Source organism: Alloiococcus sp. CFN-8 (assembly GCF_049943125.1).
Lineage (GTDB): Bacteria > Bacillota > Clostridia > Clostridiales > Clostridiaceae > JAEXZL01.
Genome location: NZ_CP188040.1, coordinates 638876 through 657533 on the forward strand (window position 1 = coordinate 638876; position 18658 = coordinate 657533).

Here is an 18658-nt window from a genome sequence, read left to right on the forward strand (position 1 = left end):
TGAGCATATTATAGAAATAAATAAAACCCTCCCTATAGTAATCATCAGTGTATTGTGATTTCTATAAGAAGGGAATATTTATTATCCTATTCTATTTTTATTCCTTTATCCTGCAAGTAATGGGCCTACAAAGGACCATATTATAACCCAAGCCCAGAGAGCTGCTGCACCAATCCAGCATATCTTAAGGACCGCCTTCATGTTGGAGCTTCGTGCTATACCCATTTGACCAGCAAGGTTAGCAGTTGGGTAAACTGAGCCAGTAATTCTGGTAGCTGCAAGTATTGCTGTCGCCCATATCTCTATAGGGAGATTAACCTGATTCACTAGATCTATAAACATATTGTGTACAATAGTTATCTCTGCTACAGCAGCAGCCTCTATTCCAAAGCCTCCTACCAGTGAAGCAACAATAACTACTATAGCCTTACCACCACCAGATACTAATCCAGAGAGAAGATCTCCTAAAGCCTCAAAGCCTCCACCTAGGTTTATCATCATAAACATTACTTCAAATAAAATGAATACTAGGAACATGCCAGTCATTTTAGAAGCACCTTCGGTAAAGGTATCAAGGGCAGAATCAATTTCCATTCTGCTGCTAAAGGTTATAACTAACGCTAAAATAAGCATTACGATTATAGCATAAGAGGTTCCCTGTTTAGAAATTATTCCATAAACAACTAAAAGAAGGAAGGTGATTATAAATAATATAGTGGTTATCTTTTCTTTTTTACTAATCACTATTTCATTTATATTTACCATATCATCAGTTATTTCGTAGGTCTCTACTCCCTTATACTTCTTTTGATATTTTGATACACCATAAAGGGTAGCTAATAGCCATACTATGCTGAAGGGTATAACTGCCCAGAGCATAAGTCTACCATAGGAGAGACCAGTTACCTCCATTGTTGCCAGAGTAACCCCAGTTAGAGGTCCTACGATAAGTCCAACCTCTCCTGCAACTCTGAGGAGGGATACTACAGCAGTAGGTGTAAGACCAACAGCAGCCACCACAGGGATTAAAACTGGTGCTATAACTGCGTTTCCTCCAGCTAGTGTACCTAAAAGCCCACAGATTATTATTGAAGAAGCAATAACAGCCAGCATGCCTTTTCTTTCATTGTTAACCCCTATTTTCTTCACTATCCAATATACAAGGGTATGGGTGATTTTAGCCCTATTCATAAGATAGCCAAGACCGCTTCCAAACATAATAATAAGTCCAATAGTTCCTAAGAAGGAGCCCAGAGCAGTGGCAAACATTCCAGCCAGAGCCTGAAGATTTTGTCCTAAAAGCAATGCTGCCACTACTATACCTGCAGCTAAGCCTGCAAGGTTTGATTTGTTTCTAAATACCATAATAAGATAAACTAATAAAGGTAATAATGCCCACAATGATGGACCTGAGATAATTGCCCAACTTCCTAATTGTAATTCCATAACATGCCTCCTCTTTAATATAAAAAATATTTATAATTGCTTTAGCAATTTTTAACCATTTTCTCTTCAACTGCTATTTATAGAAGCTAGTCCAAATATTTAATCCCATCTATCCCGTGAATACCAAGACCTGGATCATCATTTAAGGTGATTTTATATTCATTAAAGATAGCGCCACCCCTTACCGGATCCTCCTTGCATAGTACAGGACCATCTAAATCTATCTTAGTAATAATGCTCTTAGCCGCTGCCAGATGCACTGCTGCATTGACACTCACCTTAGCCTCAAGCATACAGCCTATCATACACTCTACTCCATAAATTTCTGCCATGGAGCATATCTTAAGAGCATTGTGAAGTCCACCGGTCTTCATGAGCTTAATATTAATCAAATCAGCGGCTCTTTTCTGCAATATTTCTAAGGCATCCTTAGGAGAAAATACACTTTCATCCGCAAGAACTGGTATCGATATATTATCCGTAACAAACTTTAGGCCATCAATATCATGAGCTGCTACTGGCTGCTCTACAAATTCTATATCTAAGCCTTCCTCCTCCATTTTACTTAGTGCCTTTACTGCTTCCTTAGGCTTCCATCCCTGGTTAGCATCGATTCTAAGCTTGACCTCATAGCCTACAGCATCCCTTATAGCCTTCATTCTTCTAATATCCTCATTAGCATCCTTACCCACCTTAATTTTCAAGGTATTAAAACCTCTTTCAATAGCTGATATACTGTCTCTAGCCATCTCCTCAGGATCATTCACACTGATGGTTATATCAGTGATTATCTCCTTCTTGTATCCACCGAGAAGCTTGTACAAAGGCGCTCCATAGAGCTGTCCATATAAATCATAAAGAGCAATATCCACTGCTGCTTTGGCACTGGAATTTTTAATCAAAGACTTATCAAGGGTAAGCATCAATTCTTCAAAGTTCTCAATATCCTTTCCCACTAAGGACTTTCTTACATGCTCTCTAATAGCTCCTACAATAGCTCCCTTTGTATCACCGGTAATTACCCCTGTAGGTGGAGCCTCCCCATAGCCTATGTTACCTGTATCTGTATGAATCTCAACAATTATGTCTTCCACGCTGTCTACAGTTCTTAAGGCTGTCTTAAAAGGCGTCCTTAAGGGCACTGAAATTTCACCTAACCTAATATCTGTTATCCTCATAGCTTGTCCTCCCTTTCTTTTTTATAATTTTCTGTCTCATACAAAGACATTTAAAATAAAGCCCAATAAATGAACAAGTCACCTATTGGGCTGTATCAACATTTAATTTGTTATAATTAAACAAACAAAATCTCACAGTTCTATTCTATTATTATATATTATCATCTATAGGAAATATAACCATTTAATGAATAATTAACAAATATTTAACAATAAATTTTAACACTTTATAGTGATATATAGCCAAGCTATATATACTTAATCTAAGCTTTAAATTATAAGTTTAAGATTCTAAACCTCTCTTGCTACTCCTGTCTCCTCGGCAGCCCTGGCCACAGCCTTGCTAACCTCTTGAGCAATACTTTTATCTAAGGAGCTTGGGATTATATAGTCCTCTCTTAAGTCCTTATCCTCAATCATTGCTGCTATTGCTTTTGCAGCAGCAATCTTCATCTCTTCATTTATTTCACTGGCTCTAACATCCAGGGCTCCTCTAAAGATCCCGGGAAAAGCTAATACATTGTTTATTTGATTTTGAAAATCAGATCTTCCTGAGGCATAGATTCTAGCTCCAGCCTCTAAAGCTTCTTCAGGCATAATTTCAGGTACAGGGTTTGCAAGAGCAAATATTATAGAATCCTTATTCATCTTCTTTATCATTTCCTTTGATAATACACCTGGAGCAGATACTCCAATGAATACATCAGCACCGGTTAAAGCTTCCTCAAGGGTACCACTCTTTTTACCCTTATTGCTCCTAGAAGCTATCTCCTTCTTATGAGTATTATTAGCATCCTCCTCTGTGATAATTCCAGCTCTGTCACAAAGAATTACGTCTCCTACACCTAAAGCTATGAGCATATTTGCTATGGCGATTCCAGCGGCACCAGAGCCATTAATAACTACCTCTATAGCTGAAAGCTCCTTTTTTACTATTTTAAGGCTATTAATAAGCCCTGCTGCTGCAACTACTGCAGTTCCATGCTGATCATCATGAAAAACAGGTATATCCAGCTCTTCCTTCAGCCTTTTTTCTATTTCAAAGCATCTTGGAGCTGAAATATCCTCAAGATTTATCCCTCCGAACCCAGGGGAAATCAGCTTTACAGTTCTAATAATCTCCTCAGTGTCCTTACTATCTATGCATATAGGAAAAGCATCCACTCCAGCAAACTCCTTAAATAAAAGCGCCTTCCCTTCCATTACAGGAAGACCAGCCAAGGCTCCTATATCTCCAAGTCCAAGGACAGCAGTGCCATCAGTCACTACAGCTACTAAATTCCCTTTACCCGTGTATCTATATGCCTCTGTTATATTCTCCTTTATTCTTCTACAGGGCTCAGCTACCCCCGGAGTATAGGCAAGACTTAAATTTTCTCTACTATCAAGACTAATCTTTGAATTAATAGAAAGCTTCCCCTTTAAATTCTCATGAAGCTCTAGACTTCTTTCATATATATCCATTTTCCTTCCTCCTCTTTGTATACGATACTTTTCTCATTGCTTCGCAGAACAATACTTATATTGTCAATATTACCTTATTTAAGCATCAACTGTAAAGAAGCCTATCTCAATCTTAGAGATAGGCTATGCTTTATAGGCTTAGTTTAATGTCCAGTAATCCCTATTAGCTTCAATCAAATCCTTCAAAACCGCCTGTGCCTTTTCAGGATTTACTATAGTTCTGTTTAAGGTGAGAGCCTGTAGAGCTTTTGTATAATCCTGCTCTAGATAAGCCTCCACTGTTAAGAGCTCATAAGCATATTGAGCTTCCATAAGTCCCTTGTAGAAGGGCTTAATGTCACCATACTGGAAGGGCTCAGCACCATTTTTCCCAAAGGTACCAGCTACCTCAATGATAGCTTCGCTGTTAAAGTTAGGAATTATCCCGGTATTTTTAGTAAGGAGTATAAACTCCTTATGAAGGTCATAAGCTATAGACTCTGCTAGCTCTATCATCAAATCTCCGAAAACGCTATTGGTCACCACCTCTATCCCCTCCAGGGATGTAGCTCCCTCTGCCTTGGCACACATTTCCCAAACCTCTTTTTCTCTGCTATCCTTAGCTTCATCAGCCCTAGTATAATTTGGGTCACTTTCTGCTACAATCTCCTCGGGGAAGAAGTAGTATTGGAGATAGGTATTAGGAATATATTCATCAAAATATTTAAGATATTTATTAACTCTTAAATAGGTATTGAGCCAGGACTGAGATCTCTGCTCTGCATTATATGGCTTAAAATCATGGTTCTTAAAGTAATCCATGAGGTCATGGAAGTAATTCCTTCCATTATAATCCTCAATCTTTGTAAACCATCCAAAATGATTTAGTCCAAAGTAATCAGCTCTCAAATCCTTCTGCTCTACACCTAGAATCTTAGCAAAGGATCTCATCATAGAATAAGGCTGGTCACAAAGATTCACTATTCGTTTATCCTCAGGGAAGACCTTATCTAATCCAACGGCTACTATAGCTGCAGGATTTGTGTAATTTAATATCCAGGTATCCTTAGAATGCTTCCTAACCTGATTAACCATTTCTATCATAGCTCCTAAGGATCTCATACCATAGGAAAAGCCTCCTGGACCACAGGTCTCCTGCCCCACCAATCCATGAATTAGTGGAATTTTTTCATCATAGCTTCTCATCTCATTTTTTCCTACTCTCATCTGACAGAGCACAAAATCCGTATCCTCATATGCCTCATCAGGATCCGTTGTAAAGATTACCTCCGTATCAGCCATATAGTTCTTAAGCACAAGCCTTATATAACTTTCCATCTTCGAGGTTCTTTCATCATCTATATCATAAAATATAACCTTTTTTAAAGGAAATCTATCCTTAAGCTTAATCATACTTCCCACAAGAGCCGGCGTTCTAGCACTTCCTGCTCCGACGATGGTGATTTTATTACTTTCTCTCATTTTTCAGCTCTCCTTTGTTAAGTAAATTATTTAAAACCTATTCTAAGACAACTTACCAATCTTTTCTAAATGATCATCCACAGCATTTCTAACGAACTCTACCATAGGTCCAAATACTATATGAATATGCTTTGGTGCTGGAATGAATATACCACTACAGCCAGACTTCTTCAGAAGATCGCTATCTATTACATTAACCTCCTCTAAATCTATCCTCAATCTTGTTATACAGTTGTCTACATTCTTAATATTGCTTTTACCACCTAATGCTTCTACAACTATAGCAGCTATCTCATCATATCTCTTTTCTCTTACTAGGACATTATCCATAGAAGGCTCTTCTTCTCTTCCTGGTGTTCTTAAATTAAATCTTAATATTGCCCACTTGAATATAAAGTAAGTTACTACCGCAAGAACTGAACCTATTAATAAGAAGCTAACCCAATTTGTTCCCTCGTACAGCAGACCAAATATTGCAAAATCAAATATTGTACCTCTTATATAACCTATACCTACCTGTGCTAAAGATAATGCCACGGCTCCTATACCAATGATAATTGCATAAACTATATACAGAAGCGGCGCTACAAAGACGAAGGTAAACTCCAAAGGTTCTGTAACATTACCTAAAAATGCCGTAAGTACGCAGGTAAGGAGGAGTGATTTAGTTATAGGCTTATTCTCCTTATATGCTGTCTTATACATGGCTAGGGCTATAGCTGGAAAAGCAAATATAGTACAGAGCATCTGCTGCTGAGCCATGAATCTTGTAAGTGATGAAAGCTGAGACCATTCTGGACTACCAGGTCCTAGGTTGAAGAGAAGCTCATTAAGTGCAGGTACAACTCCCACAAAGGTTTCCCCATTCATCACATAAGTACCACCAGCTTCTGTATACCTAAATAAAGCATTCCAAATGTGGTGAAGTCCAAAAGGAATAAATAATCTCTCCCCTGCAGCAGTAAAGAAAGGTCCTGCCCAGCTCAGTAGTATAACTGATAAATTAGTAAATGCAGAAACGAAAACGCTCCAAACAAAGGGTAGGGTAATACCTATAAGAATCATTATTCCCATGGTTATTATTGAAACGGACTTCTTACCAGAGAAGAAGGCCAGAGAAATAGGAAGCTCTAAATTATAGAATTTATCTGTAGCCCAAGAAGCCACTAACCCTGCAATAATTCCTCCTAAAGCACTGATATTCATTGTCTGTATCCCTAAAACCATAACCTGACCATTTTGTGACAACGCATCTGCTGGTGCTAAATTTCCAGTAACCTTAAGCCAAATATTCATGGAGCTAATTAAAACTAAGTAACCAAGAACCGATGCAAATACCGATATCCCCTTGTCCTTCTTTGACATACCATAAGAAACTCCCATGGCAAAAAGTAAAGGAATATTATCAAATACTGTTAAAGCAATACTTCTCAAGCTTGTAAAAATAGTATTAACAACCTCATTTCCCAAGAAAGGAAACTTTTCAATCATGTAAGCTTGTACCAGAGCACCAGTGATACCTGCTATCATTCCCACAGGAGCCATTACAGCTATAGGCAGCAGCAAGGTTCTACCAAATCTCTGAATATTTTGATTGAAGCTATCAAACCGTCCACTTCTCTTTTTCTTTCCCTTAAACATTTACACTCCCCCTAAAAAAAATATAATTAATATAAAGTCCATATTTCTTTAAAACAAGTATAGTCGTATATACCTCACAATTCAATCGATTACAGCGATACTCTTTTCCTTAATAAAGTCACAAGTCCCGGAATATGACCTAAGTCCTAAAAACAGCAATCAACACAAAAGCCCCAGGTCATACATCTCGTATCCCCAGGGCTCCTAATCTGCCTCAACCTATTCATTTCTCTTACTTTATCTCTTCTCTGCTCTTTTATCTCTTAGCTCTTAGTTTTTACCTCTTACCTAATCTTTTCTCTCTTCTCTCTTCTCTCTTCTCTGCTCTTTTATCTCTTAGCTCTTACTTCTTACCTCTTACCTAATCTCTTATCTTTTCTCTTTTCTCTCTTCTCTATTCTCTATTCTCTATTCTCTCCATCAGCCTCTTAATATTAGCCACCAATAGCTCAATAATAATAAACATACCAATCCTAGAGCTACTATCATTATATTTAGTTTTAGTATCCTCAGAGGAGCAATAAAGAGCATAATCACTAACTCTGCTCAGCTCATTATTTTCAAAGGAGGTTATAGCAATTCTCTTAGCCCCTTTAACCTTTGCAATATTGGCTGCCTCCAGAATCTTTTCCGTCATCCCAGAAAGAGAAATCAGCACTATTATCTCATTAGACTTTAAAGTATTACTTACAAGGGTCAAAAGATTATAATCCTTAACGAAAATGCACTTAATCCCAATGGTAAGGAGAAGATGATTCAAATGATATGCTGCAGCTTTGCTTGTCCCTCTTGCGAATATATAAACCATTCCTGAATCTACAATTTCCCTGGCAATTCTATCATAGCTCTTATCATCCACTAACTTAAAGGTTTTCTCTATATTCTCTTCTAAGGTTGCTATAGAAGCCTTTGGAGCCTTAGCCTCAACCTCACTCTTATTTTGTGTCTTTAAATAATATTTAAAATCCGAGAAGCCTTCAAAGCCCAACTTTTGACACATATTTATAATTACTGTTTTTGAGCTATAGGAGTCCCTTGCCAAATCAGTTATTTTCATATTTATAATCTTAGCTCTATTATTATAGATGTATTCAAAGACCTTTTCCTCGCTGGGTGTTAGATTACTTATCATATTAATTAGCTTCTCCATATTTAACCTCACTTTTTTCAAATAAGCTTCTTACTATTACGGAATTTAATAAATATTTGTATAATTAATTTCAATTATAGCATATTTTGGCCATAGGTTATAGCAACTGACATCCTCTTCCCTGTCTATTTCAACGATAAAATTCCATATAAAGTAAATTCACACTTAGTTTTCTTGACACTAAAAATATCATTACATATAATGAGACACAAATATCTATTTTCTAATTTGATAGTCAGTACCTTTTTCTATTTATCTTTATCAGTTTTCCCACTTAAGAAATCTGTAGACCATTATATATTCTGAAAGGAAGAGGTGATTTTCAATTGGAGCTAGATAAACACAATATAAAAAGGATACTTTTTATTATATGTTTTTCTATATTTCTTTATTGGATGCTGAATCATTTCTATATAGTGAATAGAATTTTTAAAGGTGTTATATCAGTGATATCACCTTTTTTAATCGGACTCTGCTTTGCCTTTGTTATCAATGTATTACTTAGGCCAATAGAAGAAATATGGGACAAGTTAAGTCGTAAAGGAAAAACAAGAATTTTAACAAAGATTAAACGTCCTATCTGTCTGCTAACGAGTATTCTAATTATCTTTGGCGTTATTTTTATTCTTCTATTCATAGTAGTTCCAGAAATTCAAAGAACAGTGTCTACTATTGTAGATACTCTTCCTCAATACATGTCCAACTTAGAAGCATGGTGGGACGAGCTTAATACATCTTTAGAAGAAGCTGAAACCTTCATACCTCAGTCGGAATTAAGCATAAGTGAGCTTGGAACCATGGCCAGTGACTACCTTTCAGAAAGAGGCGAAAGCTTCTTCAACAAGACTGTAGATTTAACTACTTCTATTTTCTCTGCTATCTTTAATGTTATCCTTGGTGTGGTTTTCGCCTTATATGTACTGTCTCAAAAAGAAAAATTAGGCAGTAATATAAAGAAGCTATTGCTTGCTTTTCTTCCTGCAGACAAAGTAGCCAAGATGGTTGAAACCTCCGACCTTACTAATAAAATCTTTACAAACTTTGTAACAGGACAGCTCATGGAATCAGTAATCATTGGTGTATTATGCTTTATCGGCATGTTAATCTTAGGAATCCCCTATGCACCTATGATTTCTGTACTTGTTGGCTTTACAGCACTGATACCTGTATTTGGAGCATTCATAGGAACTGCAGTAGGAGCCCTCCTCATCGTCATGGAAGATCCCTTAAAAGCCTTATGGTTTATATTATTTATTATTATATTACAGCAGCTTGAGGGCGACATAATCTATCCTAAGGTTGTAGGAAAATCTGTAGGCCTACCAAGTATGTGGGTTTTAATAGCTGTAACCATCGGAGGAAGCACCTTCGGAGTTCTAGGTATGCTCCTCAGTGTTCCTGTCTGTTCTGTTATATATTCCATAAGCAAACAAATAGTTAATCATAAATTAAACAAAAAAGGAATTAGCCCTCTAGAGGATTAACTAACATAATCAACAGATTTCCCCAAATAGACAAGCATATCCCTCCACAATATAATTAAACAAAAAAAAGAGCCACTAACTCAAGTACATCACTTAGTTATTGGCTCTTCTCTTTGTCCCTATCTTTTCAACTCTTAGCTCATCTTTTCTCTGCTCTTACTCTTATCTTTTCTCTCTTCTCTATTCTCTATTCTCTCTTCTCTGCTCTTGCTCTTATCTTTTGCTCTTATCTTTTGCTCTTATCTTTTGCTCTTACCTATTAGCCCTCAGCTAATAATCTCCCTATTGGCTCCCAGCCCAATAATCTCCCTATTAGCCCCCAGCTAATAATCTCACTTTTTCTCTCTTACTCTTGTTTCTTCCCTCTGCTCTTGCTCTTCTCTCTTCTCTCTTCTCTATTCTCTATTCTCTCTTCTCTGCTCTTACTCTTATCTTTTCTCTCTTCTCTATTCTCTATTCTCTCTTCTCTGCTCTTTCTGCTCTTACATATGTTATTTTGAAACATCTCTCAAGTAATCGGTAAAACTATATATACACTTCTTTAGCCTAAATAGCTCGCTTTCCTTATTTCTTTTTCTCCATATTCTTGAATAGTCCTCCATCCATAGCTCCAGCTCTTTTCCTAAAGTTATATTATCCATAATTAAAGGAGAATCACCAAAGCCTAATGAAAATCTCCTGATGGAAAGGCATGAAGCATTCAAGAGTGCAATTCCCACAGAAGCCACAATAAACTCTTCTAAATCTGTGTTTTTCGAAGAATCAATATCCTTAAATTTACTCCTTAACCTTGAAGATATCTCCAGAGAATTGTAGTAACCTTTAATTATGTCCTCCACCTGCATATCCTTAATTTTCTCTAACCAAGGAGCTACCCACTCCTTATCATGAAGCTCTCTTTCTCTCCATATATTAAAATGCGTCCAATCAAAAATATGCTCCCTAGAAAGCTCTCTTAAGATTCCCACTATCTCCATCCTTGAATCGCCGTATTCTATTAATGATATAGCACTATCTATAAAATCAAAATTTTCATCCTCCTGTGGATTCCAGGCCAAGGAAGCACCATATATCATGCCAGGAATAGATCCACCTAGAGGATTTATATGTCCATAATCTCCCCAATCAGTGTTAAGAATTCCTTCAGCTTTATACTTTTTTCCGTAATTAATCATCTTATTAATATTGTTGAATGAAGAGTCGAAATCATTAATAAGCTTATTCCATCCCCCTACTCCTGGACACAAATACTGTTTCATGTCATAGCTGGCTATTATTCTAGTTCCTTCCTCCGTTGCATCACCACTATAATTCCAGTTAAGGCATGTAACACCTTTCGGTAGCTCATTTAAATACTCAGGATACTTTAAGATTATATCTCCCCAGAATAAAACCTCCTTACCATAGCTCTCCACCATTGAGATTATCTTCTTTAAAAAATCAGTATACATCCTTCCACTGCCAATACTCTCTAAAAGTGCCTTATTCTTCCCCTTGCCTAGATCAAAGGTTTCGTCACAGCAAATATTAAACTTATTTGAGGTAAATAAAGGTATAAACTCTTTAAGCATATTATCTATTAAAGCTAAGCTATCTTCATTAGATACATCTAAGGTATGGTGATTCATCCTGTCTATCCAGGAAAAAGGTCTAAAATGGTCAACATCTAGCTCAGATAGATGTTCATATCCTCTGGTGGATAAAAGCTCATAAAGATGTCCAAACATCGAAAGGGAAGGCACAAGCTCTATATTTCTTTTTTTACAGTAGGCATCTAGCTCTATTATATCTTCTGAGGTTAAAGGGTCCTTTCCCCTCCAAGCTTCACTGAAGCCTTTAAAAGCAAAGGTGTGCTCAATATACAGCTCTAAGTGATTGATTTTATAGAAGGCTAATCTATCTACCAGCTCCTTAAGTGTTTCCATTTCTGGCACCTTACCTCTTGTGATATCATGATAAAAGCCTCTATTTTTAAAATATGGCTCATCATATATTACTAAGCCCTGGAGAAATATATCTGATTGCTTGATTATCTGTCTGAGAGTTTGTATGCCGTAAAATAATCCTGCTTCATCTCCCCCTGAAATTCTTATTCCCTTCTCCTCTATTCTTAAGCTATAGCTTTCTTTTCTTCCTTCTTCTATTAATAATAATATATTATTATCTACCTGATCACTAAAGCTTCTATTGATATGTCCACTAACCCTCAAGGCTTTCCAAAGCTCCTCCTTTAATAGCCTAGCACCCTCTAGACTATCAAGGGAGCAACCTCTACCTAATGTTATTTCCAGCTTATCTCCAAGGTTAAATCTTTCCTCTTTATATTGGATATCCTTTGGCTTAGGAATCAAAAACATTCTTACTCCTCCTTCATTAACCCAGCTTCCTTAAGTATTTCATTAAAAATCTTCACACTAATAGCTAGTCTTTCTGGAGGCATAGGAGCTACTCCAGTTCTTAGCATGGTAATAAAGCTTTCTACCCCATGCTTATATACCTCTGACATATTCACCTGATCATAATATAACCCTTTATCTCCAGCTAGAAGCAGTGGGCAGCCTGCTATGTCTTCTTGAAAGCTCAAGGTTGCCTCATAGCTATCATAGGTAAGCACTACGGTCATGGCTCCTTTACTTCTCACAGCAGAAATCTTCAATACCTCATCTCCAAATATCTCTAAAGCCATCTCCAAGAGATGAGCACCATAAAAAGCTGCTCCACCATAAGGACTATTAAAATCAGTTATAAAAGAAAGAAATCCATTTTTAACATTTCCTATTTTACTTCCATTAATTCTCTCCTCCCGAGCTTTCTTTATCTCTGGAGCATGTCTACAAGTTGATCCTCCTGTAAGTAGAGTTTTTCCTTCCTTGGCAGCCTCTATTAACTCTAAAGCATCCTCTTCCTTTAGAGTAAAGGGCTTATCTATCCATGTAGGAATCCCTCTCTTTATAAAAGGCATGGCATAATCCTTATGGAGGTCTCCATGTCTTAAAACCACCATCACAGCATCTACCTTATCTATAAGCTCTTCTGGGTTCTCTGCTACAAAAGGTATGGAATATTTATCTGCGATTGACATAGTTCTTTTCTTATCTTCACCAAATATCCCCACCACAGCACAGTCAGGAAAAAGTAATCTTCCTGTTTCCTTTTCTGGCTCATTTATTAAGGCTGAAAAAGCATCGGCATGACTGCTATCACTTCCTATAATTCCTATCCTATACATACTAATACCTCCTTATTAGTAAAAATAACTTTATAAAATCCCCACTATATCCACTATTACTAACGAGCTACAATAATACTATATTTATCTATAAAAACATTATCTACAATGAAGGTCACAAAAAAATATAGGTGCCTAAGGATCAGCTCCTTAAGCACCTTATATTAGTTACATTTCATTCTTTATCATGTCTGCAGCTTCGTCAGCAGCAGCTTTAGGAGTAAGACTTCCTTCCATCATAGCCTGAACCTTAGCTTGTACATTTGCCATAAATACTCTGGCGGCTGGATGAATAACTCCGCCCTTAGCCATACCAACAAATTCAGCTAACTGTTTCATATCAGGATTTCCATCGTATATATCTATAGCTGATTCCCTTGAAGGAATATAATTAGTAAGACTATTGAAGGCTCTCTGATTCTCAGCATTAGTCATAGTAGCTACAAATTCTGATGCCTTATCAACATTCTTTGATTTTGCAGATACAACAAACATTCCTGTGGTTCCAAAGGTAACACCCTCCAGTGGTTCACCTATAACATAGTTTTCTACCCCTGCATCCTTAAGAAGATTAAGTATATAAGCAGAACTGAAGGTAGCTAAAGACTTTCCTTCTACAAATAAAGGTGCCTGATCTGCAGCAGTTATTGAATCCTCTGGGAAATAGCCAGCTTCATACTGTCTCATTATTTCTTCCCAACCCTTTACGGACTCATCACTATTTATAAGAATCTCTTCATCCTCACCAATTATATCTCCACCAGCCTGCCAGATATATGGATATAAGGTTGCATTTAAGGTGTTACCACCTTCAAAGGTTCTAGCATAATAACCTTTTTCCACAGCCTTATCAGCTAATTCATTAAATTCTGCCCAAGTAGTAGGTAGGTTTTCAGGATCTCCACCTATTTCCTCAAGGATAGTAGTATTATAGAACATTGTTTGAACTTCTCTCAACATAGGTAAGCCATAAATATGATCATTATAGGTAACCGCTTCTATAGAGGTTTCAGTAAAATCACTATAATCAAAATCATCACCTAAGTGCTCATCAAGAGGTGCTAAAACACCTTTATCTGCAAATTGAGTCATCATGTCAGGAATTAAATAAAATACGTCAGGACCATCATTAGTTGAAAGGGCTGTTAACATCTTTTCTTCTCTATTAGCCCATGGAATTTCTTCAAAAACTACTTCAGCCTTAGGATATGTTTCTTTGAATTCTACTGCCATATCTTCAAAAACCTTGCTTTGAGCATCCTTAGCTTCCGCAGCTACATAAGGATGAACCCATACCGTTAATTTAAAGGCATCATCGGCGCTTCCACTACCTTCCTTATCATCATTGCTGCTCTTTCCACCTCCACAGCCAGTAAGCATTACTAATGATAATGCTAAAAGAAGAAGAGATCTCCACTTTAACTTTTTGAACATAAACAACTCACTCCATCCTTTATAATTTTATTAAAAGCCTCAAATTTATTTTTCCTTAGTTCATTTTCTATGATTACATTGTATAATTTTGTCATACCCATGTAAACGTATAACCTTGCTAATAAATGTAACAGGATTGCTATTTAATAAAAATTTTCAATTTCTACTTTGCTGCCGGTAATCCTTTGTCTATAGCCTCATAAGCCATAAGGGCTACCTCTAATGCAAAAAGTCCTGCTTCACCAGGAACTGGAGAAGGTCTATCCTCTTCAATAGCTTCTACAAAATCCTTAATCATAAGATAATTCATGTCATCTCCCCAATAGCTATGAAGAGATCTATCATGATTATTTGAGTAAATATTGCCATGCTGTTTAAAGGAATCTAAGGATAGACTTCCCTTTGTACCAACTATCTCCATGGTAACATCTCCCCAGGTAGGATAAGCATCAGGCCTGTTCCAGGAGGTATCTAGGGTTCCATAAGTTCCATTATCAAAGGTCATAAAAAGAAGTCCTGTATCCTCTGTAGGAATATCATGATAATGAGTTCCTCCCTTAGCATAGACGGTTTTTATGTCCGCTTTTATAAACCAATGGATAAGATCAGCCACATGGATTGTATGATCAATAATTGCACCACCACCAGAAAGCTCCTTATCAACAAACCATCCACCAGGCATGGTTCCATGATTTGTTCCAGTGATAGCTACTATATCACCAAGCTTTCCTTGTTCTATTACCTCTTTAGCCCTTACTACTGCTGGGATATATCTGCAGGGAAGAGCTACCATAAGCTTAACTCCATTTTCTCTGCAAGCCTCTATCATTCTTTCTCCATCCTCTAGAGTTGTAGCTATAGGCTTTTCTACAATTACATGCTTCTTTGCCTTAGCAGCTGCTATGGTTAATTCACAGTGACGAATATTAGCTGTACATATGCAAACCACTGAAACCTCTGGATTATCTATAAGCTCCTGATAGCTTGAATAGTATTTTAATGAGTTTTTATCTGCAAAAGCTTTTCCTAACTCTTCATTAGGTTCAGCTAATCCTACAATATTAATATTTGGTAGCTTCTTTGCTGCTTCTACATAGGCTGAAGCGTGGCTATGCTCACAGCCGATAATTGCCATATTCATCTACATCTCCTCCTCTAACTTTACTGGCCTTCCTGTTTCAATAGATTTTCTAGCTGCTAAAGCTACTCTTAAAGCTTCCAGAGCTGCTTCAGTTTTTATAGGAGGCTCTATATCCTTCTCTACAGCTTCTAAAAATTCAGCTATTTCTCTAAAATAAGGACCAGATTCAGGATGAAGTGGACTTTCAGGAACAGCAACTCCATCTCCACCGCCTTGTTCACTTTTCTCCATAAGCACCTTTAAAGGAGTGCTGGCAGCAGAATCATATTCGACGATACCTTCAGTTCCTGCAATCTCCATACTGGTAGTAAAGGAAGCTCCTTGAGGCTTTGACCAGTCTGCTATAACATGAGCCAAGGTTCCACAATTAAATTCTAAAAGCACTACATCATATTCATTATACTTTTGATTTTTGTGCATATTTCCTAGGGCGTAAACCTCTTTTACTGGTCCTATAACAGACAACAGGAAATCAATATCATGGATAGCCATATCCTGAATTGCTCCACCACTTTTATTAATGTCCTCATACCAATCCCTAACTCTTCCTGGATGAGTACCTCCTCTATAGGTCCTAACTACCTTAGGTACACCTATAGATCCTGATTCTATAACCCTTTTAGCATCTATATTTTCTGGGAAGTATCTAAGAACATGCGCAATCATCAGCTTAACCCCAGCCTTCTTTGCTGCCTCAGCCATTTTTTCCCCTTCCTCTAAAGTTACTGCAATCGGTTTTTCACAAAGGATATGAAAGCCTGCCTCTGCAGCCTTTATGGTATACTCACAGTGTAAGTATGTAGGAAGACAAATATCCACTACGTCAATATCTGATCTTTTTAATAGCTCTTCCGCACTGTAAAGTGCTTCTGCTCCAAGACTCTCTGCAAGCTTATCTGCTCTCTCTGGAACTATATCAGCTACTGCTACCACAGAAGCCTTATTCATATGCTTATAGCATTCTCCATGCACTTGGGCTATTCCACCACAGCCTATAATACCAACCTTCATCGTATTCACTCCTTCTTTCATATGACTAAATCAGCTGTCTCATATTCCACTTACTATATCTTAAATATAAACTCTTTCCTTCTTTGCTGAGGCTTCATAAATAGATAATACTAGCTCCAAAGCCTTTCTACCCTCGTAACCATCAATCTCATGATCACCTGCACCTCTAACACTGTTATAAAATTCCTTTACCTGTGTTATATGACTGCTTCCCCAGTAGCCTGGACCAACTTTTAAGCCGTCGTAACCATCCTTTATTTCATAATAAGGCTCATCCATAAGCTCTACCCAGGCTAAATCCTGCTTAAGCCCAGCTCTTCCTTTTTCACCAACAATTTCAAGCTCAACAGGAGCGTCATAGGAATAACAATTTGTTGCATATAAGTGATAGGTACAGCCAGACTCAAAGCCAATTAAAGCTTCTGCAGTATCCTCTACCTTTACCTCAGGATGATTCCTATTATGGACACTTCCTTCAACCCATTTAGCCTTTGAACCTATAAGCCACTGCATCCTATCTATAGAGTGGATCGCTTGGTCTATAAGCACCCCACCACCTTCTTTGTCCCAGGTTCCCTTCCAATCGGAGCCCTGATAATAGCTGGCATCTCTTTTCCAGGATAAATAGGATCTGGCTGAAACAAGCTTTCCAAGCCTTCCTTCTTCAATGAGTCGTTTTATTTCTCTACAGCCCTTAACATATCTTGTTTGAAATATTACTCCAAGCTTTATAGCTTCTCTTTCTGAGGTATTAATCATTTCATCAGCATCAATTAAGGAGATAGCCATAGGCTTTTCTGTCAGAACATTTATGCCCTTCTTCATTGCTTCCACAGCCATCTCCTTGTGAATATAATGAGGTGTAGCTAGATGAAGCACATCAATATTTTCCTGTAGGGCTTCTCGATAATCCTGCAGTGCTATACACCCAGAAAAGTCCTTAGCAAAATTTTCTGCTTTAGCTATATCTGTATCAACAGCATATACTACATTTATCTCTTCCTTAAGCTCCTTAAATATGCTCCTATAAACCTCAGAAATTCTGCCACAGCCAACAATGGCTACATTTAATATTTTCATTATCTTCACCTACCATAGCTATATTTTTTATACAAAGTTTAGGTTTAGAGTATAAGGGATCTCCTCTCTTTCAATATCTGTGTTGAAAGGCAGATAGGTTCCCTCATTATTAATTTCCGAAACCTCATGCTTATCAAGGTATTTTTGTATTTCTATATCTGCTTTACTAGTAATAAAGTCTACTTTGTTTAAGCCTTCCATAAGCCCTAGAGCCTTAATAAGGTATATTATTCCCTCAGGAGAGCCCGCAGCTTCAATAACTCGACCAGCTCCATCTTCCTGTTTCTTTATACCTGCTACTATAAAGGCAGTACAGCGACCATCTACATGAGCTAAATAAACCCTCTGCTTCATCCTCATAACATTACAGGCTGCAGAAGCATCTAAAAGAATCTTCATTTCATTAAGGCTGTATAAGAAAGCATTATTTTTTTTACTGTATAGATTATATATATCACAGAGACTTTTCATATCCTTTTTATAGCTGCTTATAACATATTGACTTTCCCTATCCAAGCTTATGGAATTGAAATCTCTTATTTCGTAGCTCAAAAACTCTCCAAAGTGAGTAAAATTATTTTTTAGATAAAGACTTCCAGCTCCAGAAATCAATGCAAAGGAGAGCCCTTGACTTCTATAATCTAAAAGTGCTCTTTTCAGAAGCTTGTCAGCTATACCCTCTCCTCTATAGCCTTCCTTGGTGCATACGGCTCCAATATTTATACAGTACTCCTCCTTAGTCCCTACCCTTACCTTGTAGGGAACCCCACCGATAAAGGAAATACACTCTCCATTATCCATTGCCACGAAGGATGTATCGTTGCTTTTATGAAAAAGAAAGGGGAAGGAAACCTCCATGGGAATCTCCTCCTTAAAGGATTGATTCACCAGAGTGATTATTTGTCCAAAATCCTCGGGCCTAGCTCTGCGATACTCCAT

General features: G+C 37.3%; 15 protein-coding genes. 1 reads left to right on the forward strand and 14 read right to left on the reverse strand.

The window, feature by feature from the left end:
• Positions 1-105: 105 nt before the first annotated feature.
• From ACPWSR_RS02885 to ACPWSR_RS02910, 6 genes are all read right to left on the reverse strand, one after another.
• The gene (locus ACPWSR_RS02885; RefSeq protein WP_426350197.1) at positions 106-1446 is read right to left on the reverse strand and encodes a TRAP transporter large permease subunit; all 1341 of its coding nucleotides are present in this window, start codon (positions 1444-1446) and stop codon (positions 106-108) included.
• An 86-nt stretch (positions 1447-1532) separates the two neighbouring features.
• Entirely contained in the window at positions 1533-2624 is a 1092-nt protein-coding gene (locus tag ACPWSR_RS02890) for a dipeptide epimerase (RefSeq protein WP_426350198.1), read from the reverse strand.
• A 291-nt stretch (positions 2625-2915) separates the two neighbouring features.
• Positions 2916-4088: an NAD(P)-dependent malic enzyme gene (locus tag ACPWSR_RS02895; RefSeq protein ID WP_426350199.1), complete on the reverse strand. Its 1173-nt coding sequence runs from the start codon at positions 4086-4088 to the stop codon at positions 2916-2918.
• A gap of 138 nt (positions 4089-4226) precedes the next feature.
• Positions 4227-5549 (reverse strand): 6-phospho-alpha-glucosidase, encoded by a 1323-nt coding sequence (locus ACPWSR_RS02900; RefSeq protein WP_426350200.1) that lies wholly within the window; start codon positions 5547-5549, stop codon positions 4227-4229.
• Positions 5550-5591: 42 nt separating this feature from the next.
• Positions 5592-7190 (reverse strand): PTS transporter subunit EIIC, encoded by a 1599-nt coding sequence (locus tag ACPWSR_RS02905; protein ID WP_426350201.1) that lies wholly within the window; start codon positions 7188-7190, stop codon positions 5592-5594.
• Positions 7191-7584: 394 nt separating this feature from the next.
• Entirely contained in the window at positions 7585-8340 is a 756-nt protein-coding gene (locus ACPWSR_RS02910; RefSeq protein WP_426350202.1) for a MurR/RpiR family transcriptional regulator, read from the reverse strand.
• A 326-nt stretch (positions 8341-8666) separates the two neighbouring features.
• Between ACPWSR_RS02910 and ACPWSR_RS02915 the strand changes: the two genes are divergently transcribed.
• Positions 8667-9824, forward strand: a complete 1158-nt coding sequence (locus ACPWSR_RS02915) for an AI-2E family transporter (RefSeq protein ID WP_426350203.1) — start codon at positions 8667-8669, stop codon at positions 9822-9824.
• Positions 9825-10170: 346 nt separating this feature from the next.
• On the opposite strand, the gene ACPWSR_RS02920 is transcribed toward ACPWSR_RS02915, so the two are convergent.
• From ACPWSR_RS02920 to ACPWSR_RS02955, 8 genes are all read right to left on the reverse strand, one after another.
• Positions 10171-10329: a hypothetical protein gene (locus ACPWSR_RS02920; RefSeq protein ID WP_426350204.1), complete on the reverse strand. Its 159-nt coding sequence runs from the start codon at positions 10327-10329 to the stop codon at positions 10171-10173.
• Positions 10316-12181, reverse strand: a complete 1866-nt coding sequence (locus ACPWSR_RS02925; protein ID WP_426350205.1) for a family 20 glycosylhydrolase — start codon at positions 12179-12181, stop codon at positions 10316-10318. The genes ACPWSR_RS02920 and ACPWSR_RS02925 overlap by 14 nt, the downstream gene beginning before the upstream one ends.
• A gap of 2 nt (positions 12182-12183) precedes the next feature.
• Positions 12184-13053, reverse strand: coding sequence for a Gfo/Idh/MocA family protein (locus ACPWSR_RS02930; RefSeq protein WP_426350206.1), 870 nt, complete (start codon positions 13051-13053; stop codon positions 12184-12186).
• A gap of 168 nt (positions 13054-13221) precedes the next feature.
• The gene (locus ACPWSR_RS02935) at positions 13222-14487 is read right to left on the reverse strand and encodes a sugar ABC transporter substrate-binding protein (RefSeq protein WP_426350207.1); all 1266 of its coding nucleotides are present in this window, start codon (positions 14485-14487) and stop codon (positions 13222-13224) included.
• 163 nt (positions 14488-14650) lie between these two features.
• Entirely contained in the window at positions 14651-15628 is a 978-nt protein-coding gene (locus ACPWSR_RS02940; protein WP_426350208.1) for a Gfo/Idh/MocA family protein, read from the reverse strand.
• Complete coding sequence (locus ACPWSR_RS02945; RefSeq protein ID WP_426350209.1) at positions 15629-16639, reverse strand: Gfo/Idh/MocA family protein; 1011 nt, start codon at positions 16637-16639, stop codon at positions 15629-15631. It abuts the gene before it with no gap.
• A gap of 60 nt (positions 16640-16699) precedes the next feature.
• Positions 16700-17719, reverse strand: a complete 1020-nt coding sequence (locus ACPWSR_RS02950; RefSeq protein ID WP_426350210.1) for a Gfo/Idh/MocA family protein — start codon at positions 17717-17719, stop codon at positions 16700-16702.
• A 27-nt stretch (positions 17720-17746) separates the two neighbouring features.
• The gene (locus tag ACPWSR_RS02955; RefSeq protein ID WP_426350211.1) at positions 17747-18658 is read right to left on the reverse strand and encodes a GNAT family N-acetyltransferase; all 912 of its coding nucleotides are present in this window, start codon (positions 18656-18658) and stop codon (positions 17747-17749) included.